Raw genomic sequence first — 22,440 nt, forward strand, 5'->3', positions numbered from 1 at the left:
GACTCCAGGACTGCTACCGCTTCGGCGCGGGCCTCGGGCCGAAGCGGTAGACGGTGGTGTTGGTGGTAGGGCCGCTCGCATGCGCCCGGGTGGGCGACGCGGCGGAGTGCTGAGGGTTCTGGACGCGGCGGTCGAACTCTTCGCGCTCCAGCTCGCTGTACGCGAGCAGGCGCACGATGTCGGACCAGGGCCAGGTGCTCACCTCTGCCGGCGAGCGGTGCATCATCTTCGCCACCCCGTAGATGGCATTCAGCTCGGGGTGGCTTCGGAGTTTCCCTTTTCCTCCTCCACCGTCTTGCCGCCGAAGCTGGACGTGAACGCCGTCGCGGAGTCGAGGAGCCACGGCTCCAGCTTCACGGCCTCGAGGTCCTCCCGGCTGCCCAGTTCGAAGACGCGGCGCCGCCCGCCCGGGTGGTACAGGCAGGCGATGGCGACGCGGGCCAGGAAGTAGATGCCGGCGTCCTCGCTGGTGGGGTTGCGGTCCGCGTCGATCTCCCCAGCCTCCTTGCTCAGCTTCAGCACCAGGGTCTTGTCTCCGGCCGACGGCTCGCAGAGGTCGTAGTCGGCGCCGTCGATGACGAGGCGCTTGATGAACTTCCGGGCGGTGCCAATGGGCTTGCGGTAGACGGGTGTCTCGCTCATGTCTGTCTTCTCCGAGAAGAGTCCTGCGGTGGAACAGAAGGGGCGGCTACACCTTGACGGGGGCGCCCTGGCCGGTGAGCGAGCACGTCAGCTTGTCCACGTCGGAGGACGGGCCGCCGCTGTCGAAGGACATGACCCTCACCGCGTACCGCACCCCGCGCTGGCCGGCGGTCGCGTCCTCGTCCTTGATGACGTGCAGGTAGCCCACCTGCCCGGAGAGCATGTGCGTCTCCATCAAGTCCTGCGCGGCGTTGCCCTTGATGCGGTGCCCGCTGACGTTGAGGGTGAGGCCGCGCAGCGTGGCGAGGTTGCGCTTGAATCCGTCGCTGCCGAAGTAGTTCGCGTCCACGCTGTCGACGGCCGTGGCGACGCTGCACTCGCTGATGCCGTCCAACTCGGTGGCGGGCGCCTCGACGGTGCCGTCCTCCAGGTTCACGAGGGTGGCCGTGGGCGTGGCGGTGAAGTGGATGCGCTGCGCGTAGAGGACTTCGGGCTCTCCAGCCATGACTCAATTCCTTTCACTTCGGGGGGAACATCTCTTTCAAAGCCTGCTCAAGGGCCGCCTTCACACCCTTGCGGCCGATGGTGCGGCTGCGGCGGAAGGCCTTCTTGAGGAAGTGCGGCTCCGGGTTGACGATGTCCCGGTCCCAATGCACGCCCTCATGGATGGCGCCGGCGGCGTGGTGCGCATAGCCCGCCACCCAGGTGACGGAGAGGCGCCGGTCCAGGTGGTACTCGGGCCCGTCCAGGAAGCCGGTCTCCGCGAGCGGGCGCTCCGAAGGCATCTCGTTCCCGTGCTCGTCGTACTCGACGGAGCGGTCCCCGCGCGGCACGTCGAACAGGGAGAGGTCCAGCGCGTGGCGCACGGTCGCGTAACAGGGCTTCTCCAGCTTGCGCAGCACGCGCTGCGGCTGCTGGCGCAGCTTGAGGAGCGGGGCGAGGTCGAGCTTCACGCGGACGGGCATGTCCCATGAGAAGGGGTGGCCGTCCGGCGTCAGGCCGCATAGCTGAGGGTGATGGTGAAGACGAAGCGGTGGCGGTGGTTGCCGTCCTCGCCCAGGTACGCGGGCTGCCCCTGCGCGCGGCAGGAGACGTAGCTGGGCACGGCGGCCAGGTGCAGCGCGCTCCAGCAGCGCCGGGCCAGGGCCTGGGCCTCCAGGTACGTGAGGCCGCGCACCAGCACCTGGACGTCCGGCTGGAGGTAGCTGCGCCCCGTGCCCAGGTAGTCCTCGGGCGCGTCGCCCGGCACCTCGCGCACGGCCACCGCCTGGGGCGGCGCGGTGGCGGGCAGGGGGCCCGTGTAGAGGCTGGGCGGGGACGACGTCCGGGAGACGCCCAGCGCGGCCGCGTCCAGCACCTGGACCACGTGCAGCTCGACGTCGTGCAGCTCGGCACCCATCAGACGTACACCTCGTAGTGGTCCGTCTCCCCGCGGATGTTGGGGCACGGGGTGACACGCAGCGGCCGGCGCCGCGTGTTGAGGTCGCCCGGCGTGGTGCCCGGCAGCCAGAGGGCATCCCCGGGCTTCACCTCCACCGTGGTGAAGAGGACGGCCTCCGAAGTGGCGTCGGTGCCGTCGGAGGTGACGAGGCGCTTCGTGCTGCCCTCGTAGCGGCAGGCGTGCTCGGTGGGCGCGGAGAAGTCCTCCTGCCCGCGGTCGTTGACGCCCAGCAGCCGCGCCAGGCCGAAGCGCTGCTTGAGGCGGTGGCCCAGCAGCATCACGCCGCTCCCTGGCGCGGGCGGCGGTACCGGGCCACCAGGCGCCGCGCGCGGGCGGGCACCGCCGGCAGCTGCCCGTCTTCGTCCGTGGCGCGCGTCAGGGAGGTGCCGCCAATGGACTCGGAGACGGCCTCCTCGGCGCCGTCCCCGTGCACCAGCGCGCCCACCACCATCTGCGCCGCCAGCTGGAGGTCCGCCGGCAGGTCCACCTGCAGCGCGGTGTCCAGGGCGGCCTGGCCGGGCGTCACCCAGCCCGCGTCGTAGGTGACGACGAGCTCGCCCGTGTCCTCCACGTGCAGCGGGGTGGAGGAGACGCCGGGCGAGTAGCGGCCGGTGAAGGGCCACGCCTCGCCGCGCGCCAGCACCCGGCCCATGACGGCGGACTCCAGCGCGTACGCGGCGGCCGGCAGCTCCACGCCGCACACCTCCACGCGCGTCACCTGGCGCACGCCCCCGGAGCGCAGCCAGAGGTAGCGCCCGCCCGCGCTGGCCACCGACTCCACCACGCCCATGCGCCGGTGAAGCGGGTAGCCCACGTGCGCGGCCAGCGTCAGGGACGCGGCGGTGATGAGCAGCGGCAGGCGCTCGGGGTCGGCCGCGTCGCGCACGGTGGCGGGCAGCTGGGCGGCGGTGAGCAGGTCCTCGACGGCAGGCATAGGCACCTCGGGGCAGAAAGAGGGCCGGGGCGGCGCGAGGCCGCCCCGGCCCGAGCAGGCACGGGAGGGGAGGGCGTGCCCGCCGCTACACGGGAAGCGTCTGGCCACCGCCGAAGATGACGGTGGCGCCGATCAGCAGCGTGGGTGTGGCGCCGCCGGTGAGGTCCACCGTCTCCACGAAGCGGAGCCGGTCATGCGCGGCCGGCACCACCTCCTGGAGGTCCACGTCCAGCTCCGCGGCGGTGCTCGCGGTGGTGACGGTGAGGCTGACGGCGGCGCCGTCACGGTTCTTCGCATCCGTCCACGTGGTGCCGTCGGCGCTCGTCTGCATCTTGTACGTGGCGGTGAAGGAGCTGGGGCCGTTGGCGGCCGCGCCCGTGACGACGGAGAGGACGAGGCTGCGGTAGGTGCCGAAGGCGAAGGCGGCGCCGTTGCGCGTGCCCGCGGCGTTGGCCGCCGGGGCATGCGAGAGGTTGGCCGCGTGGATGAAGGCGCCGATGTTATTGCGCGTCGGGTGCATGGGGCTGTCCTGGTTGAGGTTGGAGAGGCGGCGCGCGGACTACCCGCCGTAGTTGGCGCCCGTGAGGAAGGCGAAGGCCTGCCGGTGGCGCAGGGCCCAGTCGCCCTCCCACACCGCCCGCAGCGTCATCTGGTCCGCCTCGAAGTCGCCGGTGGACTCGCCCACCGTCACGTCCATGGCCGAGGCCTCGCCGTAGTACAGCTGCGCCGCCAGGCCGAAGCCGATGTGCTCCTTGCCCGCCAGTGACTCCGTCACCTTCACCGGGAAGCCGTTGAGGCGCGGATTCTCGAAGTCCTGGAGGCCCGGGAAGACGTAGCCCGCGCTGTCGCGCAGCTCCGAGAGGTAGAGGTGGTTGGCCGAGTCCATGAAGTAGAAGGGCAGGTTGCCCGCCAGCTTCAGCTTCGAGGCCAGAATCGGCTTGATGAGCTTGAGCTTCAGGTCGTTGCGGATGTTCTCCGCCGTCGTGCCGGTGATGGCATTCTTGCTGGCGTTGGGCACCAGCTCGAAGATGCCGGTGGGCTTCTTCGCGCCCTTGCCGTAGAGGCCCGCCAGGTCCGTCTCCAGCGCCATGGCCTGCGTCACCTCGCGGCCCACGTCGGCGGAGGCGGTGCTGTTGCCCAGGCGCATCAAGTCATTGGACATGGGCACCAGGGCCATGGCCTTGTGCGCGCCCAGCTCGACGGTGCCCGTCTTCACGTCGGACTTCTCCGGCGCCTGGGACTCGCCCACCCAGTAGACGGTGGGGCCCTGGTTGATGCGGCCGATGGTGAACTTGCCGCCGTAGCCGGAGACGGTGCGCGCGCCGGCCGCCAGGAGGATGGCGTCCTCGCGCAGCAGCTCGATGACTTCCTCGGAGCGCGTCTCGCGCGAGTAGAGGGCGCCGCCCTGCTCGAAGATGCTGCCGAAGACGCCCACCGACTTGCAGCGCTCCACGTAGGCCTTGAGCTTCTCCAGGCCCGGCCGGTTCGCGATGCCGAGCCGCTCGGCGCTCCGGACGTAGTTGGCCTTGATGAGGACGCCCAGGCGGGCCTGCGCGGTGCGGCCCTCGGGCGGATCCATCTGCAGGTCCTTCGCGCCGGACGTCACCGGGCCCGGGGCGACGGGGTTGGGACGCGAGGCGATGGCGGCCTCGGCAGCCTTCACGGCGGCCGCGTCCACCGCGCGCTGGAGGGACTCGGGGAGGGCAGGCGCTGCGGGCGGAGTGGCGGCCGTGGTGCCGGGCTTCGGCTTCGTCTTGTTCTTCATGGTGTGGCTCCGGAAGTCGGAAAGGGACTGCGGGGGTCGAAGGAGAGAAGGGGCGGCCTACGCGGCGAGGGCGGAGTACTCGCGCAGCTCGCGGCCGGAGAGGGCGGCGGCCTGGGCGGCGGTGAAGCCGAGGTGCTTGCGGACGCGGAGCCGGAGCGCCTTGGCCTCCTCCTCGTCGGGCTCCTCTTCCACGTCCTCCCTCTCCGCCTCGGACGCGGCCTCCTCGTCGGGCAGCTCTTCGCCTTCGTCCGGCTCCGCGTCCTCGCCCTTCGCCTCCGCGTCGTCGGCGGCTACCTCGTCGGGCTCCTCGTCTCCGGGCTCGTCCTCGCTGGCGGCCTGCTCCTCGCCGCCGGCGAGCCACTCCTGGAGCGAGGCGATGTCCGCAGCGAGGTTGGCGCCCACCGCCTCCGCGAGCGGCACCAGGACGCCGTCCTCGAGGCCCGCCGCGAGGAAGTCGGCGGCGAGTTGCGCGCTCGCCTGGAGGTGCGCGAGCAGCCCCTCCGCGAAGGACTTCGGCGTCAGCTCACCGCCCGTGTCGCCCGCGTCGCCGAGCTCCTTCTCTTCCTCAAGCCCCTCTTCGGGGGCGGCGCCCTCGGACTTGAGCGCGGCGAGCAGGGCGGCCTGGCTGGTGGCGAGCGCCTTGAGGGCCGAGGCCAGGCCCGGGCGCGCGCCGCGGCTGCCGAGCGAGCGCAGGCGCACCGCGTCAGCGTTGGCGGGCACGTTGACGATGGACACCTCCAGCAGTTCCACAAGAGGGAAGTCGAAGCCGCCCTCGGCGTTGGGCACCGGCTCCTCCACCGGCACGAATCCGATGGAGCACGCGCCCAGGCTGCCCGCCTTCACCTTGCCGGCAATCGTCTTGGACAGCTCGTCCACCTCATCGAAGACGGGCGCCATCACCCACGCGTCGCCCTCGCGGTAGCAGCGCGCGAAGCCCACGGGCGGGCTCCAGCTGTTGTGCTCCCACAGCAGCGGCACGCGCACCTCCTCGCCGTCGGCCTTCACCGCGAGGACGCGATCCCCGTGCCGGTCGAGGTTGGGCGAGGTGATGCGGAAGACGGGAGCGCCGGCCGCGCCTTCGGCGGGCGGGGCGGCGCTGAGCAGCTTCTGGCGGATGGACTTGGGCTTGCGCATGCCCAGGGAGAAGGGGCGGCGCCCGTCGCTACACGCGGTCCTCCTCGCCGCTGCGGTCGCGCGGCGGATTGGGCGTGGCGTTCGCTGCGGCGGACTCCACGTTGTTGCCCCCGCCGGCGCCGGGCAGGGGCTTGGGACGCTGGCCCTCCAGCTCCGGCAGCTCCGGCAGGTTCGCGAAGCGGCGCCACTCGTTCCAGGTGACGCCCTCGGTGGGAGGCGTCGTCATCGCGCGGAAGGTGCGCTCCCACTCCTGCGGACGCGGGTCCTCGTAGTCGAGGATGACGTCCCGGTCGATGAGGGGCACGAGGCAGTGCTGGTACCACGCGCGCCAGAACTCCAGGCGCGGCGCCACCGCGTACTCCGCCAGGTGGTACTTCGCGGCCTCCGCCGTCGCGCGGTTGCTGGAGGTGAGGTCGCCCACCAGCTCCGGCGGGACGCTGTACGCCTGGCGCACGTAGGAGCGCAGGCTGGCCGCGAGCTCCTTCGCCTGCAACTCGCGGTAGTTCACCTGCACCTGGGCGAGGGTCACGTCCGACGGGGCGAACCACACCTTGCCCGCGTTGGCGGGCCCGCGGAACTCCGCGTTAAACTTCTTCTGCATGTCCTCGGCGGCCTCGCCGGTGGTGCTGCCGTCGTCGTTGTTCTTGCTGCCCAGGCCGACGATGGCGGCGGGGATACCGCCGCGCTCGAAAGTGGCCTTCGTCGCCTTGTCGATGGCCTCGATGGTGTCGAGCTTGTCGCCCAGCGCAAGGCCTCGCCCGGCGCCGCGCCCCTCGGGATTGGCCGGCGCGAGCGCCTTCGCCCAGAGGACGTCGGACTCCGGCACCCAGCCCTGGTACTGCTGGTAGGAGATGAAGAAGGCGGGGCGGCCCAGCGCGGGCGTCATCGTCACGTTGTGGGGCGGCACCACCTCCCAGCCCACCGGGCGCCCGTCCGCGCCGCGCAGCAGCACCAGGAAGGCCTCGCCCACCAAGTCCACGTGCAGCTGCGCGAGCTTCCGGTACTCGCGCCCGGGGAAGCGCGGGTGCGGCGACTCCAGCAGCGTCAGCAGTTCATGGGCATCCAGCTCCACCAGCTCGCCGCGCGCGGTTGAGTCGGCCAGCGCCTTGCGGCGCTTCCGCCCGTCCAGTGACTTCCACCGCGGATCCATCCGCTTCTCGCCGGGACGCACGCGCTTGAAGGCCTTCCACTGGGGCGTGGCCACCGCGTCGGCGATGGTGTCCACCACGGTACGTAGCCAGTCGTCCTCCTCATAGGCGAGGAGGACCTCTCGGCTCCCCCGGCGCGGACTGAAGCTGATGAGGGGTAGTGCGTGGACGAGCTGCGGCTTGCCGCCAGGCGGGCCCGGCACGAGGCCGAGCGCTTTGGCGACGCGGGAGAGGAGAGAGGCCATGCCCTAAGACAAGGGGTGGTCCATGCCGCGTGCGAGGCGGATACGCTCAAAATGCCATCAGCCACACTCAGACTGACCACGCTGAAGCTCACGTGGCGCTCTGCTATGGTGCGGCAATGCACGTGCAATTTGACACAAATACATTCGGAGATGTGCTGGAGAATGAGGGGTGCCTTGAGTTGCTTGTGGATATGGCGCCGAAACTTGACTGGTGGGTTTCGATCTCGCTAACCGCGCTTCCCGAGGTCTTAGGTATGGATGATGAGCATTATCAGCTGAGCCGTGCGCGACGCATCTTGGAGTTGCGCCAGCGACTGGGGGGAAGGTTCTTCATTGCCCGGGGCTGGGAAAGCTTGGCCTTCTGTGAACTTTCAGTTGGCATAGACTCTCCCTTGCATTTGCCGTCTCCAGAGGTGGATGAGATTTATTACTACCTGCGCACCGCCGTGGAAACACAGAGTCGCGATGCAGGAAGAATGTTCGTATTCACCAAGGCAATGCGCGAGTACAAGCGTAATGCGCGCGAGATGTTTGACCGAAACAAGCAGCGGCTTGCGTCGATTTGGCGCGACCAAAAAATTACTCCTCGAACCATGGGGAGTATGCTGGCGAAATACACCGTTGCGTCAGTCCCTGACTGGCTGGTTTCGGGACTTGTTCGGGATAAGTATGGGCGCTCGCGCTATCAGCTTCGGTCTATTTATGCGAGACCGAAACGATTTAAGGCCATTCTGGGATGGTCGTCGCTTGTGAATATGGTGATGTTTGCTGATATCATTCCGCCTGGACTAATTAGTGGGCATCCATCTCTGGGGATGCTCAAACGCCATGATAACGATTGGTATGATGCTGGGGTGGCAGCCTCGTCAGCATATTGCGATGTTTTTGTTACACATGACAAGACTTTGCGCCAGCGGTGTGAGTTTATGTGTGGGAAGGGAATGTTTCATTTTCGCCTGACGGGGCTCAAGGAACTCTTGGGGCCAGGATGCCCCTGATGCTACGGCTCAGAGGGTTGCTCAGGGTCTTCTGAGTTAGCCGCAGGTTCTGAGGCGGCGCCGATGTTCCGACGCATCTTCACGACGTGCTTGTAGATGGGCCACACCATGGCGTCCACGCGGTCATCCCGCGCGTGTCCGCCAGGCGCCCCGGTGAACTTGCCGAGCTGCTCCTCGAGCTTCTCGTGCTTGCCCACCATATGCACGAGGCCCGCCGCCGCGAGCATGGAGACGGGGGCCGCGCGCTCCGCCTTCGAGTTGCGCGCACGCTCGGTGATCACCTTCACCTTCGCCAGGGTGTGGATGGTGGACGTCACCATGCTGCCGCCCGTGTTCGTCTCCGCGAAAATCCACGCGCGCGGCCGGTCCGAGCTGTCCTTCTTCGCGTGGAGTTCCCAGGCCTTGAGCGCGGCCACCGCCTTCTTCGCCCAGGCCGCCGGCTCCGGGCTCTTGAGTGAGAGGTCCGCGAGCACGTAGGCGTGATCGCGCCCGTCTTCCTCGCGACGCACGCCGACCACCACGATGCCGTGCATGTCCGCGCCCTTCTTCTCGCCGGTGGCGGGGTCCAGGCCCACCACGATGAAGTCGAAGACGGAGGGCGCGTCCTTCGGCTTCACGCGCGAGGCGTTCCAGTCCACGCCCCGGAAGAGCGCAGGGTCCAGGTCGAACTCCAGCTCGCCGTAGAACTCACGTCGGCCGATGGCGCTCTTCTTTGCGTCCAGGGCCTGGAGGGCGTAGTCGTCGTCCAGGTGGGCGCTGTTGTCCAAGGTGCTGGAGCGCGAGAGGACGAGGCCCCGGCGCTGCTTGAGAATCTCGCGGAAGAGCTCCGTAGGCGCGGGCGTGGTGGTGATGACCTTGCGGCTGGAGAGCCCCAGCCGCCGCATCCGCGCGGACGTGCCGCGGCCGACGCGACCGCACTCGGTGAAGACGGCGACGGGGTCCTTCTTCCAGGCCACCACCTCGTCCAGCCACTCGAAGGTGTAGCCGTAGCCGCGGAACTTGTCCGCGTCGGCTGCCGGCAGGTAGTCGGCCTTCACGCCGTTGGGGAAGACGAGCTGCTTCTTCGACTTCAGGTGCTCAGGGCGGAACCACGGGGGCGCCAGGGTGAGGATGCCGCTGGGGCCCTCCAGCTGGTTCTTCTGAATCTCCGTGTACGTCGGGCCGACGATGAGGATGCGCGCCTCGGGGTCCACCTTCGCCTCGCGGATGACGGAGGCCGCGCCTGCGTGCGTCTTGCCGGCGCCGCGCCCACCGAGGAGGAACCAGGTGCGCCAGCGGGCGTACTCCGCGGACACCATGTCCGGGGGCTGCTGGGCGGGGCGGAGGGAGTACTCCGGTTCGTAGTAGAGGACGAGCAGCTCCTGGGTGGAGAGGCCGAGCCGGTCCGCGAATCCCTCGGTGGTTCCGAACTCCGCTCGAAGCTGGAGCGCCACCCGGTCCAGGACGGAGTGCCGGCCGTGCGTCTCCGGGCGGATGACGGGCAAGCCCTTGAGCAGGTCCTTCCCGGCGGTGACAGCGGCGGCCTTGGCCATGCCCTCCGAGAAGGGGCGGCTACTCCTCCGCCTCCGCCGGAGCTGGCATCGCCTTCTTGGCCTCGTTGTCGAGGAACCGCGCCAGCCGGTCAGCCAGCGTCTTCTGCGCCTCCTCCGGGGTGACGAGCTCGAAGGCACCACCGTCGCTACTGGTCGTCCCCACGGTGCGAGGCAGGGTGAAGTTCTTCGGGTCGCTCAACCCCAGGCGCCAGCGCAGCCACTTGTCGTTGAAGGCGCGGTTGCCGATGTTCTCCATCGCGGCTGCTTGGAGGACGCGGCGGAAGTGCGCGGCGGCCGCCTCGTACTCCATGACGAACGCCGTGTAGATGTCCTCCGTCTCGCGCTCGATGGCCTCCGCGCCGCGCGTGCGCCAGCCCTGGACGACGGTGTCCGTGGTGCCGACGGCGGCAGCTGCGTCGCGCAGGGTGTCGCCTGCTGCGATGCGCCGGCACAACTGCGCGCCGAGCTGGGGCGTCAGCGTCGTCACCGGCCCGGGCTTGCCCAGGGGCCGGTAGTTCAGGAGCGGGTCGAGACTCACGGCCTCGTTGGGCTCGCGCTCGGCCCCGGAGTCGCGGTGGCGGGCCATGCCTTCCAGAAGGGGCGCCAGTGCGCGCGCGCTTCGAGGCGCCCGAGCCCACATGCGAGCGCAGAAGACGCGCCAGCGGGCCGCCAGGAACGCGCAGAGCCCAAAAAATCAGGGGGTCGTCTCAGAGATCGCCGGGGATTTCCGGGAGATTTCCGCAGCGCAGGATTGCAGCGCGCCGAGCAATCCTTCCGGCAGGCGCAGATGTGGGTTTCCCACCCCAGGGGGAGGGGTCACCTATTCAATGGGGTTGTAATGTGCCCTTGTCCTACATGCCCCTGCCCCGGCGTGACCTACGTAGGTCACGGCCTCGCTGGATGCGCCCGTAAGTCCCCGCGCACGCACGCCACTCGCCGCGCTGGGAGCAGCAGGATGCTCCCAGCGCGGCTTCACGCCTGTCGGCCTACGCGAGCTGGTGTGCGAGCATCGCGAAGAACGCGACCACCATCGCAACCGTCAGGAAGAGCGCGATGAGGGCGTTGATCTGCTGTGCGTTCAGGTTCTTGGCGGCGCGGATGACTTCCCGCAAGACCTTGATGGCCATCTTCATGTGTGACCCCTTGCCGAGGGAGAGGTCGAACGCTCGGCTTAATCGTTTAGCGAGGCGCCCCGATACTGTGCAGGTGGGTGCTGTGCTTACCGCTCCGCGAATTGAACGGTGGCGCCGGCTGGAGCGCGACCCATGAGGCCGGGCGGGCAGCGCCTGGGTGCCACCGACTACGACGCGGAGGACAACCCCATCCCGTGAACGTGGCCTGGATGAGGCGCACCAGCGGCGGGCGGACATCGGTGTCGTGCATGCCCGGGTGGAAGGGGTGTCTCTCCGCGTGGTGGCCCGATCATCGAATGCATTCATTTCGTCAGTCGGCCCCGTGCACGCGACCAGCGCGGACGCCTCCAGGTGGGTGGACTACTTTCGGTGCCCGTGCCCGGACCTAGTCCACTCAGGGGTGCCGTCCCTCTGGCGCCGAGTTGGACTGGTCCGGAGGCACTCCCGACTTCCAGTCCAGTGGGCGGTGGCGAAGTCGCGCGGCATGGGCGCCCCTTCTCCCGGGCATGACCAAGCATGAGGGGAGCCGCGGATGAGCAAGGCGACTGCGACGGTGAAGGTTCGGCTTGTCGTCGAGGTGAAGGTGAATTCCGCATGGGGCGATAACTGCACCGTGGGGCAGGTCCAGGAGCAGGGCACACGCGAGGCCATCGCCACGGTCACGCGACTGCTCACGGACTCGGCGGCATCGGTGGTTCAGGTGGACGCCTGCGTGATGACGCTGAGCCGCGAGCCCGCGCGATGAAGACGCTCGTCGTGGTCCTCTGGCTGGCGTGGTTCCAGGTGACGACGGTGGCGGCCCTCCTCTTCCTGCGCCTGGTGCTGTGGGCATCCGGCATTCCAGCCGAGGAGGGCTGGCGCATCGCCATCACCTTCGTCGCGCTGGGCGCGGGCGTGCTCACCGCCGCGATGCTCACCACCACCGACGCGCTGGAGGAGCAGGCTCGGGCGCTCCTGGAGTGGCGCGCGTGCCGGCGGCACCAGCAGGCCACGCCGCGCCAGGTCGACGAGCAGTGACGTCCTGCTCCTGTCCCCGCGAGCGCGAGGACCTGCCGTGCCCGGTGCCAGGATGCCCCGCAGGCGTGGCGCTCCCGCGCGGCTTCCACCGAGGTCCGGACGGCAGGCGCTGGCGCCGTGAGCTCGTCCCGGGCCCGCCCGGCGCGGTGTCCCGGTGGGCGTGGACGCGCTGGGCGCCCGCCGCGCCTCGCAGTCCACGCGCTCCCGGCTGAGGCTCGGATTCACGAATTACGAAATCCGTTAAGCCGTGCCTCGGCGGGGAGGCGCCCCTTCTGTCCGGGCATGCCCCCCATGAGTCCTGAGTTCGCCGCCGTCCTCGTCCTGGCCGTGAGCCAGCTCCTCGTGCCGCTCCTCAACGGACTGCTGTCACGCCGGCAGACGAAGCACGAAGCCGCCGTGGATCAGGTGCCGCTGCTCGTGCAGTCCCTGACCGCGGTGGCGCAGGACGTGCGCGACATCAAGGCCGACCTGCGCGTGGTGAACGAGCACGGCGCGAAGCTCCAGACGCAGGACCTGCGACTCCGGGCCCTGGAGGACTGGATGGGCACCGCACGGCCGCAGCTGCACCAGGTGGTGAACCACGTCACGGTACTGATGGGGGAGCGCACCTCTCGGCAGCTCCAGCATGCCGCGAACGCGGTGGCCAAGGACACGGGCTCTGGCATCCCGTGAAAGGCCATCGAGTCGGCACCATGCCGGGCGTGCCCGTGTTGGGTAGTCAGACGCATTGCGCAGCGGCTCGCAGGCAATACGGGTACGGGCCCATTTGCTAGCACGAGAGCGGGTGCCGCTCGAATCGCACCGTTGACTCCTCTGTAAGAAACATCCGCGCCCGCCGTTCCACCCGTTCAACCTGAGTGGCGCAGTCATATATGAGCACTTCGCATGGGTTCTCGCTTTTGTGCTCACCGAGACCAACGCTCAGGATGTGCCCAAGCTCCGCGTCGAGCGCAGAGAGACTCAGTCCGTAGATGACGAGCCTTGGAGCCTTTGCAATGTATTTCCACATTGTCGTGATCCGGAGCGCCATCTCAGCTCGCTCTGCATCCGGCCTGAACGGCTCTTCTGTCCATTCGCTCGGAAGGTAAAGGAGCGATGGATTTGCAATGCTTCCATGGATATGCAGAATCGCTGATGGCGAACAAATATCCTTCTCGAGGAGCATGTCCCAGTTGGCGGTTATGAATATGTGCTTTCCCCAATGGCCGTTCCTGTAAATGTCTACAAACTCCTTCCGAAGGTGCAGTTCTCGCCGCTCTGTTGCGTCGCCAAGGTGCCGTGAGATGGACTTTTTTAGTGACAAGTCGAATTCCGACCACTGTGTTATCAGCTGGTTGTTGATGGTCTGATCGATCTTTTCATGTCGCCTGTTCTGTTCGAGGAATCGCCTCTGGTAGACGTGGGTAGCGAAAAAGTAGTTTGCCGCGTCGGGGTCAGTCCCAACGTGCGCTTCTGGTCTGAACTCGTTGATTGCTGAGAGGACCGGCGCCCATCCATTCTTGTCGATGCCAGAGCCGACAAGAAATACGGTATCGAGGCTTGGGACTTCGTTGGGCTCTGTTCTCAATCTGGTGCCTTGTGTGTTGGTTTGGTTGCTGGGTGCGCTCTGAAACGGTCGCTGGAGGCCGCAGCCCCCACATTCATCCCAAGTCAATGGGCGTGCCGCTTCGCGAGAATAGCGCCGCCAGTCGTGCGAGCCAAAAGCGCCCCTTCTCCGGTGAACACCCGAAGTCCCCGGAGCCCGCCGTGCCCATCATCACCTCGCAGCGCGCCGCCTTCCTAGCCATCGTCCTCGCGCAGATGCACGCGCCCTACCGCTGGGGCGCGAAGGGCGCGCTGGTCTCGAAGGATGGCGCGCGCCTCTTCGACTGCTCCGGCCTCGTGACGTGGGCCTTCCACCAGGTGGGCGGGAAGGACTGGCGGGCGACGCACAACACGGACCGGTTGTGGGCGGAGTGCGTGCCGGTGGCGATCGCGGCGGACCTGCAGCCCGGGGACCTGGTGCTGTACGGCCGCGCGGGCCACACGACGCTGCACGGCAGCCCGCCGACCGATGTGGACCCGAACCACGTCATGGTGCACGTAGGCGCGGGCGTGGTGGTGGGCGCGTCCGGAGGCGGCAGCAAGACACTCACGCTGGAGGATGCGGCGCGCGATGACGCGAAGGTGAAGGCCTTCACCCGCGTGACGTACCGGCCGGACGTGCTGGGCTTCCGGCGCCTGCCCTTCGTCTCCTGATGGGCTCGCCTCCTCGATGCCGCCTGTGTGGCAAGCGCCTGGGCCAGTGCGACCATCCGCGCTGGTTGCCGCGCCGCCCCTTCCTGCTGGTGCCGTGCAGTCCACCCGCACGCAACAACGCGCAGCATGAGCGCTTACTGCAATCAGGGCAGTGTGAAGCCTTGGGGAACGCAATACGTGCTCAGGGAGGGCTGATAGAACCAACAGCTCGTGTCTGGAGGACAATCTCCCCCATATACCCATGCCCCCTGGGCGTTACAGACCAGCCACCCACCACTACCTGGTGCGCATGCGTATGAGATGGGCGTGCAGGCTCCCCCTACTACTTGGCCGGACGTGGCGCTTTCCTTCTGGCCGGCCTCCGTTGGCGCTCCGTAATTTGGGGTCGACGGCTGAAATGCAAGGATACCTAGGACAGCCAGCAGGATTGAAGCTGTTCGCATGATCCGCTCCTTCAGGCGCTTGGCCGTTCAGCGGCGGCGAAGCGCCGTTGGCTGATGGCCACGTTGGCACATAGCATCGGCCGCGCCGTCCACAACCAGCACGGCATCCTGGTGTGCGCGGCGGACATCACGGTCGTCAACAGCTACGGCTCCGTGGCCCTGCTCGTGAAGCCGCCCAACGCGCTGCCCTTCCCGGTGAGCATGGCCCGCCAGGCGGCCACCGAGGCGCCCATGGACGGCTGCTGGAACTGGATGCCGCGCGTCTGAGCCGCCCCTTCTGCGTGGTGCAGTCCCACTCGCACCACGCAGGAGCAGCACCATGAAGAAGCGCCTCACCATCGTCACCACCGCCGCGCTCGCGGCCATCCTCACCGCGCCCCTGGCTCTGGCCCAGTCGTCCACGCCCACCAGCGCGGAGCTGGCCCCCGTCTCCGCTCCCGTCGCGCTCGCCACCCTGGACGCCGCGCCGGCCGTCCTGGCCCAGGTGTCCGCCGGGGCCGGCGGTAGCTCCTGGAAGGAGCTGCTCACGCCCACCAACATCGGCATCGGCATCGGCGCGATCACCGGCATCCTCGGCCTGTTCGCGGGGGGATGGTCCTGGCTCACCGCGAAGCGCAAGCGCATCGTCGCGACCGTGGCCTTCCACGCCTTCCATGTGGTGGAGGACTTCGCCGCGATGGACGAGGAGGAGAACGCCCTCGACAAGGTGGCCAAGGGCCTGGAGGTGGCGGACTCCTGGCTGAAGGCCAATGGCTGGCGCCCGCTGAAGGCCTGGGAGCAGGAGGCGGTGAAGCTGGAGTTCGCCTCCATCCACGGCGCGCAGAAGGCCGACGTGAAAGTGCGCGCGGAGGCGCTGGAGCTGGCGCTGGGCGCCATCGGCAGCACCGCCGCGCTGGAGCCGGTCGCCACGGCGGCGGTGGCGTCGGTCCCTTAGATGCCCCGCGGCGTGAAGTCGCCGCGGGGCTGTCGCGGGTGCTGAGCGATGTGCCGGTGAAGTCCGGCTACCTGGAGGCCTCCGCTGGTGCCTCTTCCCTCACGGGCGCCTACGCGCGCCTAGAGGGTGGGGCGAGGCTCCGGCAGGACCTGGGCCTCTTCGCCTTCGCAGAGGCCAACCAGCGGGAGCGGATGGTCGGCGCCGGCATGCGGTGGACGTTCGGCTGGTGACGCAGATTTCGTTGTGCGCTGGTCCAGAAATAATGAGGCCCGCTCCGTTGTGACGGGCGGGCCTCTAGTGTCTTGGTTTTAGGCGCTACGCTTACTGAGGCTCGTGGCCAGGGTGGTAGTAGTTGAATACCACCAGGATTGAGCCATCAGGCATCCGGCGGTTCTCGGACACCTTCACCAAACTTCCGGTGATTGGCTGACTGCATGCTGCGCACTTCGCTTTGATTTTAATCATTACTTCTCCTAATTGGTTAGTTGTTATTGGTGCTGCGTGGGGGATTATGCCACATCTTTTCAGAGGTTGCAAGGTCCTTGGAGTTATGATGGCGCGCTGAATCCTTGCACCTCGTGACTGGGCAGGGCGTCCTGGTGGGCGATAGCCCCAACTGCTCCCATCCACGCGCCGCAGGTGGCGCAGAGGTAGATGCGGCAGCCGCCGGCCAGGACCTGGGCGGCCACCTCCGGATGCAGCACCAGCAGGTCGAGCGCTCCGGACGGATGGGCGCGCGGGATGCCGGCACGGCGGAGTTGGGCCGCGAGGGCTTCCACCCGAGTCCATGCGGCTCGGGAGAGGTGCAGTCCGTCGATGCGGACGGTGCTCCCAGCGGGCGCCTTGCGCCGCTCCGGGGGCGTCTTCGTCTTGTCGTGGGTGGGCACCGGGCGGACTTCGCACGCACGGGCACGGGAGCCAAGGGACAGGCGGGGCGGCATCCCTCGTGCACCACGCGCGCGCGTGGTGCGACCCTCGCTCCACGCCCCCGACGAGGCCCCCAGAGTGAAGTCCTACTTCCAGACCGACACCGTCACCCTGTTCCACGCCGACTGCCGAGACGCACTGGCCGGACTCCCGTCCGAATCCGTGGACGTGCTGCTCACCGACCCACCCTACGGGATGGCCTACGAGGCCAAGGGGAAGAGCGGCGCCGCCATTCGCGCGGACGGCTCCCGCCAGGGCATGCGCGTCTTCCGCCAGGCGCTCACGGCTGCGGGCCCCGCGCTGAAGCCGGACCTGCACGCCTTCGTCTTCTGCCACTGGGAGAGCTGGCCGGACTTCTTCGACGCGGCCAGCGCCCACCTGAAGATCAAGGGCGCGCTGATGTGGTGGAAGGCGCGCGGCGGCATGGGTGACTGCGCCGCCAGCTTCGCGCCGGACTACGAGGTGGTGTTGCACGGGGCCGGGCCAACGCGCCGCGCGCTCGCTGGCAAGCGGCACGGCGCCGTCCTCGATGGCTACCCGCCGGTGCCCGCGCGTGCGCGCACGCACCCCACCGAGAAGCCGGTCAACCTGCTGAGCTACCTGCTGGAGCGCTCCTGCCCCGCGGGCGGACTCGTCCTGGATCCGTTCGCCGGCAGCGGGGCGACGCTGGTGGCCGCCCAGCAGCTCGGGCTGCGCGCCGTGGGCGTGGAGCTCGAGGAGCGCTACTGCGAGGCCGCCGCCCGCCGACTGGAGGCTGGCACCGCCCTGTCCCTCGCGGCCTGAGTCCCCTACGCGCTGAGGTGCTCCACAACCTCCAGCGCCACGCGTGCGCCGAGCACCTGCTGGGCGTGGTGCTCGGCCGCGCGGTACTCAATCCTTGCTGCTTCCAGCCGTGTCCGCGCGGCTGGACTTCCGTCCGACTCACGCTGCGCCCGCTGCAACTCCAGCTCCGCCCGCCCCAGGCGCCTCGCGAGCGCCTCCCTCGTCGTCGTGTCCATGTGGCCAGGGGAAGAGCAGGAGGCGTGCCGCCAACTCGTCGCGCCGCCCCTTCTGTCCAGGCATGGACAACACGACGGGTGCCAGGTGAGCGGCAGTAGCGCAACGCCGTGCGAGGTGCGGCTGGTGCTGCCGTACCCGCCCAGTGCGAACACGTACTGGAAGCCCTCCCGGGGCCGCGGACTGGTGCCCTCCGGCGAGGCCCTGGCCTACAAGGCGACCGTGGCCCGGCTGGTGGCGGCCACCGGTGCCCAGCCGCTCGCCGGGCCCGTGCGCCTCTCCCTCACCGCGTTCCGCCCGCGCCGCGTGGGCGACCTGGACAACACGCTGAAGGTGCTCGGGGACGCGCTCAACGGGCTGGCCTGGCTGGATGACGAGCAGGTGGTGGCCATCCACGCGGAGCGCGCGGACGACGCGAAGGCGCCTCGTGTTGAGCTCGTGGCCACGGCGAAGCGGCACGCCACGCCGGAGGAAGCCGCCGCACACCGGCAGGCCCGGGCGGAGAGGGCCGCGAAGGCGCGGGCCACTCGGAACCGGAACCGCGCGGCGAAGGCGAAGGGGCAGGTGTCCCGGAAGCGGCTGGCGGACTTGGCGACGCCCGCGGTGAAGCGGGTCCGGGTGGGTGGCGCTGTCGGGTAGGCGTGGTAGCTGAAAAGACGACGGGCCCGACCGGGGAAGACGGTCGAGCCCGTATAGGCCAGGAGCGCTGGGGGAGCACCGCTGGGGACGCCAGTATACCGCCCCTGCGCGCGCGCAGGGGCTGGAGTCCTCGATGCCCGCCTGTGCCCTTCGTCTTGCCGCTGCCCGCCTCCCGACGCTCCCGCCCGGCCCGCCGCCGGCGCCCACCCCTGACGATGAAATGGAGGCGCTGCTCCACCTGCTGCGCGAGCTGCCCGACGGCTGCCCGGAGCAGCACCGCGCGGCGGGCCGCCTCGCGGTGCTGGTGCGGCCGCACCTTGTGCGCGCGGCCAGCTCCGTCGCCCGCCGCTGGAAGGTGCCCGCGGAGGACCTGGAGCAGGAGGGGCAGGTGGCCACCTTCAAGGCCTGGCGCCGCTTCGTCCCGGGCCGCGAGCCCGGACTCTGCCTCTATCCGGCCTACGTGCTGCGCCTCGCGCGGCAGGCCATGGAGCGCTACGCGGCGGGGGAGCGCAGCGCCGTCCACGTCACTGACCACGCCCTGAAGCGGCTGCGGCGCGCGAAGAAGGCGGCGCGGAAGGAGGGCGTGCCGGTGTCCACCGCACTGCGTGCCCAGGGGCTGGAGGAGGCCTCCATCCTGACGCTGGGGGAGGGCTCCATCTCCACCGTCTCCCTGGACCAGCTGATGGCCGGCGAGGACGGGCGTCCGGACGCTGCGGCGAACGCGGAGACGCGGCTGGATCTGGTGGACAGGACGGCCGCGCGTCACCAGCACGTGGCCGAGCGTGAGGCGGCCCTCACCGCGCTGTACCAGCTGCCCCGCCTGCAGCGCGTGGTGGTGCAGTCCCTCGCGGGCTACGGCCGCGCCCCGGGCGCGGAGCCCTCCGAGCGCACCGTGGCGCAGGAGCTGCGCCTGCCGGTGGACCAGGTGCACCGGTTGCACGCCCAGGGCCTGAAGCGGATGCGCGAGGCGATGGACGCCAAGGGGCTCGGGCCGGAGCTGCCCGCGCGCGCCGCGGGGAAGCTGCGCCAGCGCCGCGCGGCCGCACCCCGGGACGTGCAGCCGCGTCCGGCGGGGCAGGGGGCCCAGTTCGGCCTCGCGCTGCCTGCCGTGGAGTCCCGCCGCCCGTCGGCGTGGGGCGCGTAGCCTTGCCCACCATCGTCGCGAATAGGGCGGGCACGTGCACCGCCGCCGGGTGCGGCGGGCGCATCCTCAAGGGCGAGTACGTGGAGTACTCCGCCGCCACCGGCACGCGGCACCTGGTGTGCGCGAGCGCGGACCAGGGCAGGCGCCCCAACCTCAAGGCGGGCATGTGCCGGTGCGGCGCCCAGGTGGCTCCGCGCGAGGGCACCCTCGTGCTGAAGGAGTCGAAGCGCGGGGCCAGCTTCCGGAAGGAGTGGCTGGTGCAGTGCTCGCGGTGCGCGTGAGCGCCCGTCAGTCCAGGTCCTCCAACTCCAGTTCCGCCTGCTCGCGATAGAGAGGCACCACCTCCACGGCGAGCAGGTCCTCCAGCAGCTTCCGGGCCCCGGCTTTATCGCCCGCCTTCGCGAGGTCTCCAGCCAGCATCCTCGCGCGCGCCAATCGCATGGAGCCCTCGCGGATCCGTGCGCGGGCCTCCCGCAGAAGCGTGGTCGCGGCAGCTACGTCCTGGACGGCAGCCTGCGCATCCGGCTCCGGGATGGCCACCTCTCGCGCAGTTCGCAGCAGCAACTCGCGCACGTCGGGGGTGAGCGCCAGTGTTTCGCCGGCCTCGATGCGCGCGGCGAGCGCACGCACCTCGTCCCAGTTGATGTCCTGGCTCATGCTGCTACCGTCCCTTCCGTTGCCGGAAGCATCGGTCGTGCGGCCACTCCCCCTGCTGACCCTCACAGAGGCGGAAGCAGTCGTAGCAAGGGCCAATCCAGTCCTGATTCTGGCACTTCTCGTACTCGTTCATGCAGTAGCGCTTCCACTCTGGCAGGTCCTCGCGGGCCAACTCCTTGGCGACCCTGGCGGCGAAGAGGATTTCCTCCGCCTCGAAGTCCGTGGCGCCACACCGCGCGGGGTTGCCCGGGTGCGTCTTCACGCAGCAGCTGATGGTGGAGTCCTGGGGGCCGCACTGCGCCTGGGCCAGGTACACCGCGGTGGCGCTGGGCTGGGTGTCACTCGCCCGCGCATGGGCACTGCCGCCACAGCCCGCGCCCACCAGCGCGAGCACAGCCACCAGCATGCTTAGACAACGGGTGTTCCGACTGTCCATGCATAGCTGCTTAGTCTTGATTTGCCTGGACTTCAATACTCCTCAGGAGGGAGCCAGGGCCGCGCCTGCTGGCCGGCCCCGGCCGCGACGCTCCTATGCAATGGGCGCGGGCAGCTCGTCCTCCACCTCGCGGAGACGCTCCACCGTGTCTCCTTCCTTCGGCTGGAAGGTGTCGCCGGGGAAGCCGATGAAGATGGGCAACCTGGCCGTCGGCTCCACGGACGTCACCTCGACCGCGACGCGCGAGCCCTTCAAGCGCAGCGCGTCGCCCCGGCGCACGTCGTGCTCCCCGCCTTCCACCGCGAGGTAGATGCCGCCGCCCTCCTCGTCGCGCGCCAGCGCCGACACCTTCATGGTGACGAGGGACGCAGAGTCGTCGGTGGCAGGCTGCTCCTTGTCTGTCACCACCTCCAGCGTATCCCCCACCTTCACCTTGAAGGCGGCGCCCGGCGAGGCGATGAAGACGGGCGCCTCTTCCGCCGGCATGACGTCCGTCACCTCGGCCGTCGCGGCAGTGTCCTGGATGCGCACGGTGGCGCCCTGGTGAACCGCTTCCAGTCCACGATTCACGGCGAGGTAGAGCCCGCCGGCTGCCTTGTCTTCTACCAGCCCCGTCACCTTCATCGTGCGCAGCGCGGGTGCGGGCTCCTTCGCCGGGGACGTGCTGCGTGTCGGGGTGGCCTGTCGCTGGCGCGCGCCGCGGAGCGCCTCCAGTTCCAGCTTCGCGCGCGTCGTCTCCAACTCGTCCTGGTTGCGCAGCACTTCCAGGAAGCGGACCTGCGAGCGCAGCGACTGCATCTGGGAGACGAGGGCGTCACGCTCCGCGCGCACCAGGTCCAGCTGCGTCTCCGCCCGCTCCACGCGGAGGCGCACCAGTACGTCCACCGCGCGCCACGCCTGGCGCTCGCGCGGCAGCACGTCCTCCCACTCCGGCAGCGGGTTGCCAGTGCCGTCGTGCCTGTCCAACGCCTCAAGGAAGGCGTCGCGTAGCGGCTTCACTTCTCGCTGGTCGCGCTCCAACTGCCCCAGTCCAATGCCTGCTCCGGTGCCTGTGTTCATGGTGCTGCCTCCTGCTGGTGGTGCTGCGGGTGGACTCGCGCGGAAGCCGCGCGAAGGTGAATGCGAGTGCGAAGCTCCGAATGCGCGATAGCCGCGCACGCCGAGGACCGGGGCAATCCCTCGGAGTAGGTGCGGGCGCTCAATGGGGGCCCGCCGCGTGAATGAGGACGGATCGAGCCGGAGCGCCGAGCCGTGCGAGCGTCGCCTCGATGAGCGGGAGGCATTCGTCGTGGAGCGAGGCGGCAGCGAACCTGTCGGACGCCTCCAGCACGAGCATGTCGCCGTCCAGCGACGGACTCAGGCGGGCGAGTTGCTCGGCCACGTAGCGCTTGCCGTCCGCGTGGAGCGCGGCCAGCACTTGGCCCCAGGTGGCGCCCGCCTCGGTGGCGGGCAGCGCCGGGCCGGCCGCTGGCGCGCTCTGGGCGCCCTGTCCCGGGACGTGCCGGCGCCATACCTCGGGGCTGACGAAAGCTCTCGTGGCGCACACCGGTTGGCGGGCCTGCCCCCAGGCGTCCTCTAGCCACGCAATCCATGCCGCGCGCAGGCGGGCCTCGTCGCCCCCGACGGCGGCTAGCGCGCCCGCGTACCAGGCGGCCCATCCCGGAGGGGGAGCCTCGGGGATGGCTCCCGGGAAGTGCGTGCAGCGCTGCTCCTGGGTCCAGGCGAAGAACACCTTGTCCGGGCTCGGCGCGTCCTCCTCCATCCACTTCGGCGGCGCCTTGCGGACGACAGGGGCCACCGGGACAGGGGACGTGTCCCCGCCGGTGCGGGACAGGGGGACAGCCGGGGACATGTCCCCGGGGACAGGGGGACAGGAGACAGGGGACACGTCGCGCGCGCTTCCAGCAGCAGCACGCTTCTTCTCTCGCTGCTTCTGCTTCTTCTTCCTCTCGTACTCCCTCTGTCTTTCGTCTTTCGACGCTGTTGCTGCTGCTTCCCCCCGACCCCCCTTCATGTCCCCGGTTGTCCCCGGGGACA

33 protein-coding genes are annotated in these 22,440 nt (G+C 69.4%); 12 read left to right on the forward strand and 21 right to left on the reverse strand.

Annotated elements, in window-relative coordinates; genetic code table 11:
• Window positions 1–13 precede the first annotated feature (13 nt).
• From D7X32_RS13395 to D7X32_RS13445, 11 genes are all read right to left on the reverse strand, one after another.
• A complete protein-coding gene (locus D7X32_RS13395; RefSeq protein WP_147450136.1) occupies window positions 14–235 on the reverse strand; it encodes a hypothetical protein in 222 nt (73 codons plus the stop codon).
• A 14-nt stretch (window positions 236–249) separates the two neighbouring features.
• Window positions 250–642 carry a phage tail protein gene (locus tag D7X32_RS13400; protein ID WP_120602929.1) on the reverse strand — a complete coding sequence of 131 codons (393 nt, stop codon included), beginning with the start codon at window positions 640–642 and terminating at the stop codon, window positions 250–252.
• A gap of 46 nt (window positions 643–688) precedes the next feature.
• Window positions 689–1,147, reverse strand: coding sequence for a phage tail tube protein (locus D7X32_RS13405; RefSeq protein ID WP_120602930.1), 459 nt, complete (start codon window positions 1,145–1,147; stop codon window positions 689–691).
• Window positions 1,148–1,160: 13 nt separating this feature from the next.
• Complete coding sequence (locus D7X32_RS13410; RefSeq protein WP_244238989.1) at window positions 1,161–1,595, reverse strand: hypothetical protein; 435 nt, start codon at window positions 1,593–1,595, stop codon at window positions 1,161–1,163.
• 41 nt (window positions 1,596–1,636) lie between these two features.
• Window positions 1,637–2,041 carry a minor capsid protein gene (locus tag D7X32_RS13415; RefSeq protein ID WP_120602932.1) on the reverse strand — a complete coding sequence of 135 codons (405 nt, stop codon included), beginning with the start codon at window positions 2,039–2,041 and terminating at the stop codon, window positions 1,637–1,639.
• Window positions 2,041–2,361 carry a hypothetical protein gene (locus tag D7X32_RS13420; protein WP_120602933.1) on the reverse strand — a complete coding sequence of 107 codons (321 nt, stop codon included), beginning with the start codon at window positions 2,359–2,361 and terminating at the stop codon, window positions 2,041–2,043. Before D7X32_RS13420 ends, D7X32_RS13415 begins: the two co-directional genes overlap by 1 nt.
• Window positions 2,361–3,017: a hypothetical protein gene (locus D7X32_RS13425; protein ID WP_120602934.1), complete on the reverse strand. Its 657-nt coding sequence runs from the start codon at window positions 3,015–3,017 to the stop codon at window positions 2,361–2,363. The genes D7X32_RS13420 and D7X32_RS13425 overlap by 1 nt, the downstream gene beginning before the upstream one ends.
• A gap of 85 nt (window positions 3,018–3,102) precedes the next feature.
• Complete coding sequence (locus tag D7X32_RS13430) at window positions 3,103–3,537, reverse strand: hypothetical protein (RefSeq protein WP_120602935.1); 435 nt, start codon at window positions 3,535–3,537, stop codon at window positions 3,103–3,105.
• A gap of 39 nt (window positions 3,538–3,576) precedes the next feature.
• On the reverse strand, window positions 3,577–4,782 hold the full coding sequence (locus D7X32_RS13435; RefSeq protein ID WP_120602936.1) for a phage major capsid protein: 1,206 nt from the start codon (window positions 4,780–4,782) through the stop codon (window positions 3,577–3,579).
• A 57-nt stretch (window positions 4,783–4,839) separates the two neighbouring features.
• Window positions 4,840–5,916, reverse strand: a complete 1,077-nt coding sequence (locus D7X32_RS13440) for an HK97 family phage prohead protease (RefSeq protein WP_120602937.1) — start codon at window positions 5,914–5,916, stop codon at window positions 4,840–4,842.
• A gap of 28 nt (window positions 5,917–5,944) precedes the next feature.
• Entirely contained in the window at window positions 5,945–7,309 is a 1,365-nt protein-coding gene (locus D7X32_RS13445; protein ID WP_120602938.1) for a phage portal protein, read from the reverse strand.
• A 92-nt stretch (window positions 7,310–7,401) separates the two neighbouring features.
• On the opposite strand from D7X32_RS13445, the gene D7X32_RS44955 reads away from it, so the two are divergent.
• Window positions 7,402–8,307 (forward strand): hypothetical protein, encoded by a 906-nt coding sequence (locus D7X32_RS44955; RefSeq protein ID WP_147450137.1) that lies wholly within the window; start codon window positions 7,402–7,404, stop codon window positions 8,305–8,307.
• A 2-nt stretch (window positions 8,308–8,309) separates the two neighbouring features.
• Here the strand turns inward: D7X32_RS44955 and D7X32_RS13450 are convergent, their stop codons facing one another.
• The 3 genes from D7X32_RS13450 to D7X32_RS45445 form a co-directional block, all read right to left on the reverse strand.
• Window positions 8,310–9,839 carry a terminase large subunit domain-containing protein gene (locus D7X32_RS13450; RefSeq protein WP_120602939.1) on the reverse strand — a complete coding sequence of 510 codons (1,530 nt, stop codon included), beginning with the start codon at window positions 9,837–9,839 and terminating at the stop codon, window positions 8,310–8,312.
• A gap of 19 nt (window positions 9,840–9,858) precedes the next feature.
• Window positions 9,859–10,425 carry a hypothetical protein gene (locus D7X32_RS13455; RefSeq protein ID WP_120602940.1) on the reverse strand — a complete coding sequence of 189 codons (567 nt, stop codon included), beginning with the start codon at window positions 10,423–10,425 and terminating at the stop codon, window positions 9,859–9,861.
• Between the two features lie 400 nt (window positions 10,426–10,825).
• Window positions 10,826–10,972, reverse strand: a complete 147-nt coding sequence (locus D7X32_RS45445; protein ID WP_158625671.1) for a hypothetical protein — start codon at window positions 10,970–10,972, stop codon at window positions 10,826–10,828.
• 532 nt (window positions 10,973–11,504) lie between these two features.
• Here D7X32_RS45445 and D7X32_RS13460 point away from each other — a divergent pair.
• The 3 genes from D7X32_RS13460 to D7X32_RS13470 all read left to right on the forward strand — a co-directional run bounded on the left by D7X32_RS13460 (window position 11,505) and on the right by D7X32_RS13470 (window position 12,661).
• Window positions 11,505–11,717, forward strand: a complete 213-nt coding sequence (locus tag D7X32_RS13460) for a hypothetical protein (protein WP_120602941.1) — start codon at window positions 11,505–11,507, stop codon at window positions 11,715–11,717.
• The gene (locus D7X32_RS13465; RefSeq protein WP_120602942.1) at window positions 11,714–11,989 is read left to right on the forward strand and encodes a hypothetical protein; all 276 of its coding nucleotides are present in this window, start codon (window positions 11,714–11,716) and stop codon (window positions 11,987–11,989) included. Before D7X32_RS13460 ends, D7X32_RS13465 begins: the two co-directional genes overlap by 4 nt.
• A gap of 291 nt (window positions 11,990–12,280) precedes the next feature.
• Window positions 12,281–12,661, forward strand: a complete 381-nt coding sequence (locus D7X32_RS13470) for a hypothetical protein (protein WP_244238990.1) — start codon at window positions 12,281–12,283, stop codon at window positions 12,659–12,661.
• A gap of 97 nt (window positions 12,662–12,758) precedes the next feature.
• Here the strand turns inward: D7X32_RS13470 and D7X32_RS44960 are convergent, their stop codons facing one another.
• Window positions 12,759–13,556: a hypothetical protein gene (locus D7X32_RS44960; RefSeq protein WP_147450138.1), complete on the reverse strand. Its 798-nt coding sequence runs from the start codon at window positions 13,554–13,556 to the stop codon at window positions 12,759–12,761.
• Window positions 13,557–13,735: 179 nt separating this feature from the next.
• On the opposite strand from D7X32_RS44960, the gene D7X32_RS13475 reads away from it, so the two are divergent.
• From D7X32_RS13475 to D7X32_RS13490, 4 genes are all read left to right on the forward strand, one after another.
• Window positions 13,736–14,227, forward strand: coding sequence for a C40 family peptidase (locus D7X32_RS13475; protein ID WP_244238991.1), 492 nt, complete (start codon window positions 13,736–13,738; stop codon window positions 14,225–14,227).
• Between the two features lie 506 nt (window positions 14,228–14,733).
• Window positions 14,734–14,937 (forward strand): hypothetical protein, encoded by a 204-nt coding sequence (locus D7X32_RS13480; protein ID WP_147450139.1) that lies wholly within the window; start codon window positions 14,734–14,736, stop codon window positions 14,935–14,937.
• 52 nt (window positions 14,938–14,989) lie between these two features.
• Entirely contained in the window at window positions 14,990–15,604 is a 615-nt protein-coding gene (locus tag D7X32_RS13485) for a hypothetical protein (protein ID WP_244238992.1), read from the forward strand.
• A gap of 38 nt (window positions 15,605–15,642) precedes the next feature.
• Window positions 15,643–15,834 (forward strand): hypothetical protein, encoded by a 192-nt coding sequence (locus D7X32_RS13490; protein ID WP_120602946.1) that lies wholly within the window; start codon window positions 15,643–15,645, stop codon window positions 15,832–15,834.
• A 318-nt stretch (window positions 15,835–16,152) separates the two neighbouring features.
• Here D7X32_RS13490 and D7X32_RS13495 read toward each other — a convergent pair whose 3' ends face one another.
• Window positions 16,153–16,491, reverse strand: coding sequence for a hypothetical protein (locus D7X32_RS13495; RefSeq protein ID WP_120602958.1), 339 nt, complete (start codon window positions 16,489–16,491; stop codon window positions 16,153–16,155).
• Window positions 16,492–16,609: 118 nt separating this feature from the next.
• On the opposite strand from D7X32_RS13495, the gene D7X32_RS13500 reads away from it, so the two are divergent.
• On the forward strand, window positions 16,610–17,314 hold the full coding sequence (locus D7X32_RS13500; protein WP_120602947.1) for a DNA-methyltransferase: 705 nt from the start codon (window positions 16,610–16,612) through the stop codon (window positions 17,312–17,314).
• A 5-nt stretch (window positions 17,315–17,319) separates the two neighbouring features.
• On the opposite strand, the gene D7X32_RS13505 is transcribed toward D7X32_RS13500, so the two are convergent.
• Entirely contained in the window at window positions 17,320–17,529 is a 210-nt protein-coding gene (locus D7X32_RS13505; RefSeq protein ID WP_120602948.1) for a hypothetical protein, read from the reverse strand.
• A gap of 85 nt (window positions 17,530–17,614) precedes the next feature.
• Here D7X32_RS13505 and D7X32_RS13510 point away from each other — a divergent pair, with 85 nt between their 5' ends.
• From D7X32_RS13510 to D7X32_RS13520, 3 genes are all read left to right on the forward strand, one after another.
• The gene (locus tag D7X32_RS13510; RefSeq protein WP_244238993.1) at window positions 17,615–18,166 is read left to right on the forward strand and encodes a RusA family crossover junction endodeoxyribonuclease; all 552 of its coding nucleotides are present in this window, start codon (window positions 17,615–17,617) and stop codon (window positions 18,164–18,166) included.
• Window positions 18,167–18,386: 220 nt separating this feature from the next.
• Window positions 18,387–19,310, forward strand: a complete 924-nt coding sequence (locus tag D7X32_RS13515; RefSeq protein ID WP_244238994.1) for a sigma factor — start codon at window positions 18,387–18,389, stop codon at window positions 19,308–19,310.
• Window positions 19,311–19,312: 2 nt separating this feature from the next.
• Window positions 19,313–19,591: a hypothetical protein gene (locus D7X32_RS13520; protein ID WP_120602951.1), complete on the forward strand. Its 279-nt coding sequence runs from the start codon at window positions 19,313–19,315 to the stop codon at window positions 19,589–19,591.
• 7 nt (window positions 19,592–19,598) lie between these two features.
• Here the strand turns inward: D7X32_RS13520 and D7X32_RS13525 are convergent, their stop codons facing one another.
• The 4 genes from D7X32_RS13525 to D7X32_RS13540 all read right to left on the reverse strand — a co-directional run bounded on the left by D7X32_RS13525 (window position 19,599) and on the right by D7X32_RS13540 (window position 22,255).
• The gene (locus D7X32_RS13525) at window positions 19,599–19,967 is read right to left on the reverse strand and encodes a DUSAM domain-containing protein (protein WP_120602952.1); all 369 of its coding nucleotides are present in this window, start codon (window positions 19,965–19,967) and stop codon (window positions 19,599–19,601) included.
• Between the two features lie 4 nt (window positions 19,968–19,971).
• Window positions 19,972–20,373: a hypothetical protein gene (locus D7X32_RS13530; RefSeq protein ID WP_120602953.1), complete on the reverse strand. Its 402-nt coding sequence runs from the start codon at window positions 20,371–20,373 to the stop codon at window positions 19,972–19,974.
• 123 nt (window positions 20,374–20,496) lie between these two features.
• On the reverse strand, window positions 20,497–21,462 hold the full coding sequence (locus tag D7X32_RS13535; protein WP_120602954.1) for a hypothetical protein: 966 nt from the start codon (window positions 21,460–21,462) through the stop codon (window positions 20,497–20,499).
• Between the two features lie 139 nt (window positions 21,463–21,601).
• Window positions 21,602–22,255: a hypothetical protein gene (locus tag D7X32_RS13540; protein ID WP_147450140.1), complete on the reverse strand. Its 654-nt coding sequence runs from the start codon at window positions 22,253–22,255 to the stop codon at window positions 21,602–21,604.
• Window positions 22,256–22,440: the final 185 nt, after the last annotated feature.

The organism is Corallococcus carmarthensis (assembly GCF_003611695.1).
In the GTDB taxonomy this organism is placed as follows: Bacteria; Myxococcota; Myxococcia; order Myxococcales; family Myxococcaceae; genus Corallococcus; species Corallococcus carmarthensis.

Coding starts and splice junctions, on each gene's coding strand:
- D7X32_RS13400 (WP_120602929.1), bottom strand. CDS start 642: ATGAGCGAGACACCCGTCTACCGCAAGCCCATTGGCACCGCCCGGAAG.
- D7X32_RS13505 (WP_120602948.1), bottom strand. CDS start 17,529: ATGGACACGACGACGAGGGAGGCGCTCGCGAGGCGCCTGGGGCGGGCG.
- D7X32_RS13430 (WP_120602935.1), bottom strand. CDS start 3,537: ATGCACCCGACGCGCAATAACATCGGCGCCTTCATCCACGCGGCCAAC.
- D7X32_RS45445 (WP_158625671.1), bottom strand. CDS start 10,972: ATGAAGATGGCCATCAAGGTCTTGCGGGAAGTCATCCGCGCCGCCAAG.
- D7X32_RS13445 (WP_120602938.1), bottom strand. CDS start 7,309: ATGGCCTCTCTCCTCTCCCGCGTCGCCAAAGCGCTCGGCCTCGTGCCG.
- D7X32_RS13525 (WP_120602952.1), bottom strand. CDS start 19,967: ATGAGCCAGGACATCAACTGGGACGAGGTGCGTGCGCTCGCCGCGCGC.
- D7X32_RS13425 (WP_120602934.1), bottom strand. CDS start 3,017: ATGCCTGCCGTCGAGGACCTGCTCACCGCCGCCCAGCTGCCCGCCACC.
- D7X32_RS13465 (WP_120602942.1), top strand. CDS start 11,714: ATGAAGACGCTCGTCGTGGTCCTCTGGCTGGCGTGGTTCCAGGTGACG.
- D7X32_RS13455 (WP_120602940.1), bottom strand. CDS start 10,425: ATGGCCCGCCACCGCGACTCCGGGGCCGAGCGCGAGCCCAACGAGGCC.
- D7X32_RS13530 (WP_120602953.1), bottom strand. CDS start 20,373: ATGCTGGTGGCTGTGCTCGCGCTGGTGGGCGCGGGCTGTGGCGGCAGT.
- D7X32_RS13450 (WP_120602939.1), bottom strand. CDS start 9,839: ATGGCCAAGGCCGCCGCTGTCACCGCCGGGAAGGACCTGCTCAAGGGC.
- D7X32_RS13405 (WP_120602930.1), bottom strand. CDS start 1,147: ATGGCTGGAGAGCCCGAAGTCCTCTACGCGCAGCGCATCCACTTCACC.
- D7X32_RS13435 (WP_120602936.1), bottom strand. CDS start 4,782: ATGAAGAACAAGACGAAGCCGAAGCCCGGCACCACGGCCGCCACTCCG.
- D7X32_RS13515 (WP_244238994.1), top strand. CDS start 18,387: ATGGAGGCGCTGCTCCACCTGCTGCGCGAGCTGCCCGACGGCTGCCCG.
- D7X32_RS13415 (WP_120602932.1), bottom strand. CDS start 2,041: ATGGGTGCCGAGCTGCACGACGTCGAGCTGCACGTGGTCCAGGTGCTG.
- D7X32_RS13470 (WP_244238990.1), top strand. CDS start 12,281: ATGAGTCCTGAGTTCGCCGCCGTCCTCGTCCTGGCCGTGAGCCAGCTC.
- D7X32_RS13440 (WP_120602937.1), bottom strand. CDS start 5,916: ATGCGCAAGCCCAAGTCCATCCGCCAGAAGCTGCTCAGCGCCGCCCCG.
- D7X32_RS13540 (WP_147450140.1), bottom strand. CDS start 22,255: ATGTCCCCGGCTGTCCCCCTGTCCCGCACCGGCGGGGACACGTCCCCT.
- D7X32_RS13420 (WP_120602933.1), bottom strand. CDS start 2,361: ATGCTGCTGGGCCACCGCCTCAAGCAGCGCTTCGGCCTGGCGCGGCTG.
- D7X32_RS13535 (WP_120602954.1), bottom strand. CDS start 21,462: ATGAACACAGGCACCGGAGCAGGCATTGGACTGGGGCAGTTGGAGCGC.
- D7X32_RS13485 (WP_244238992.1), top strand. CDS start 14,990: ATGAAGAAGCGCCTCACCATCGTCACCACCGCCGCGCTCGCGGCCATC.
- D7X32_RS13460 (WP_120602941.1), top strand. CDS start 11,505: ATGAGCAAGGCGACTGCGACGGTGAAGGTTCGGCTTGTCGTCGAGGTG.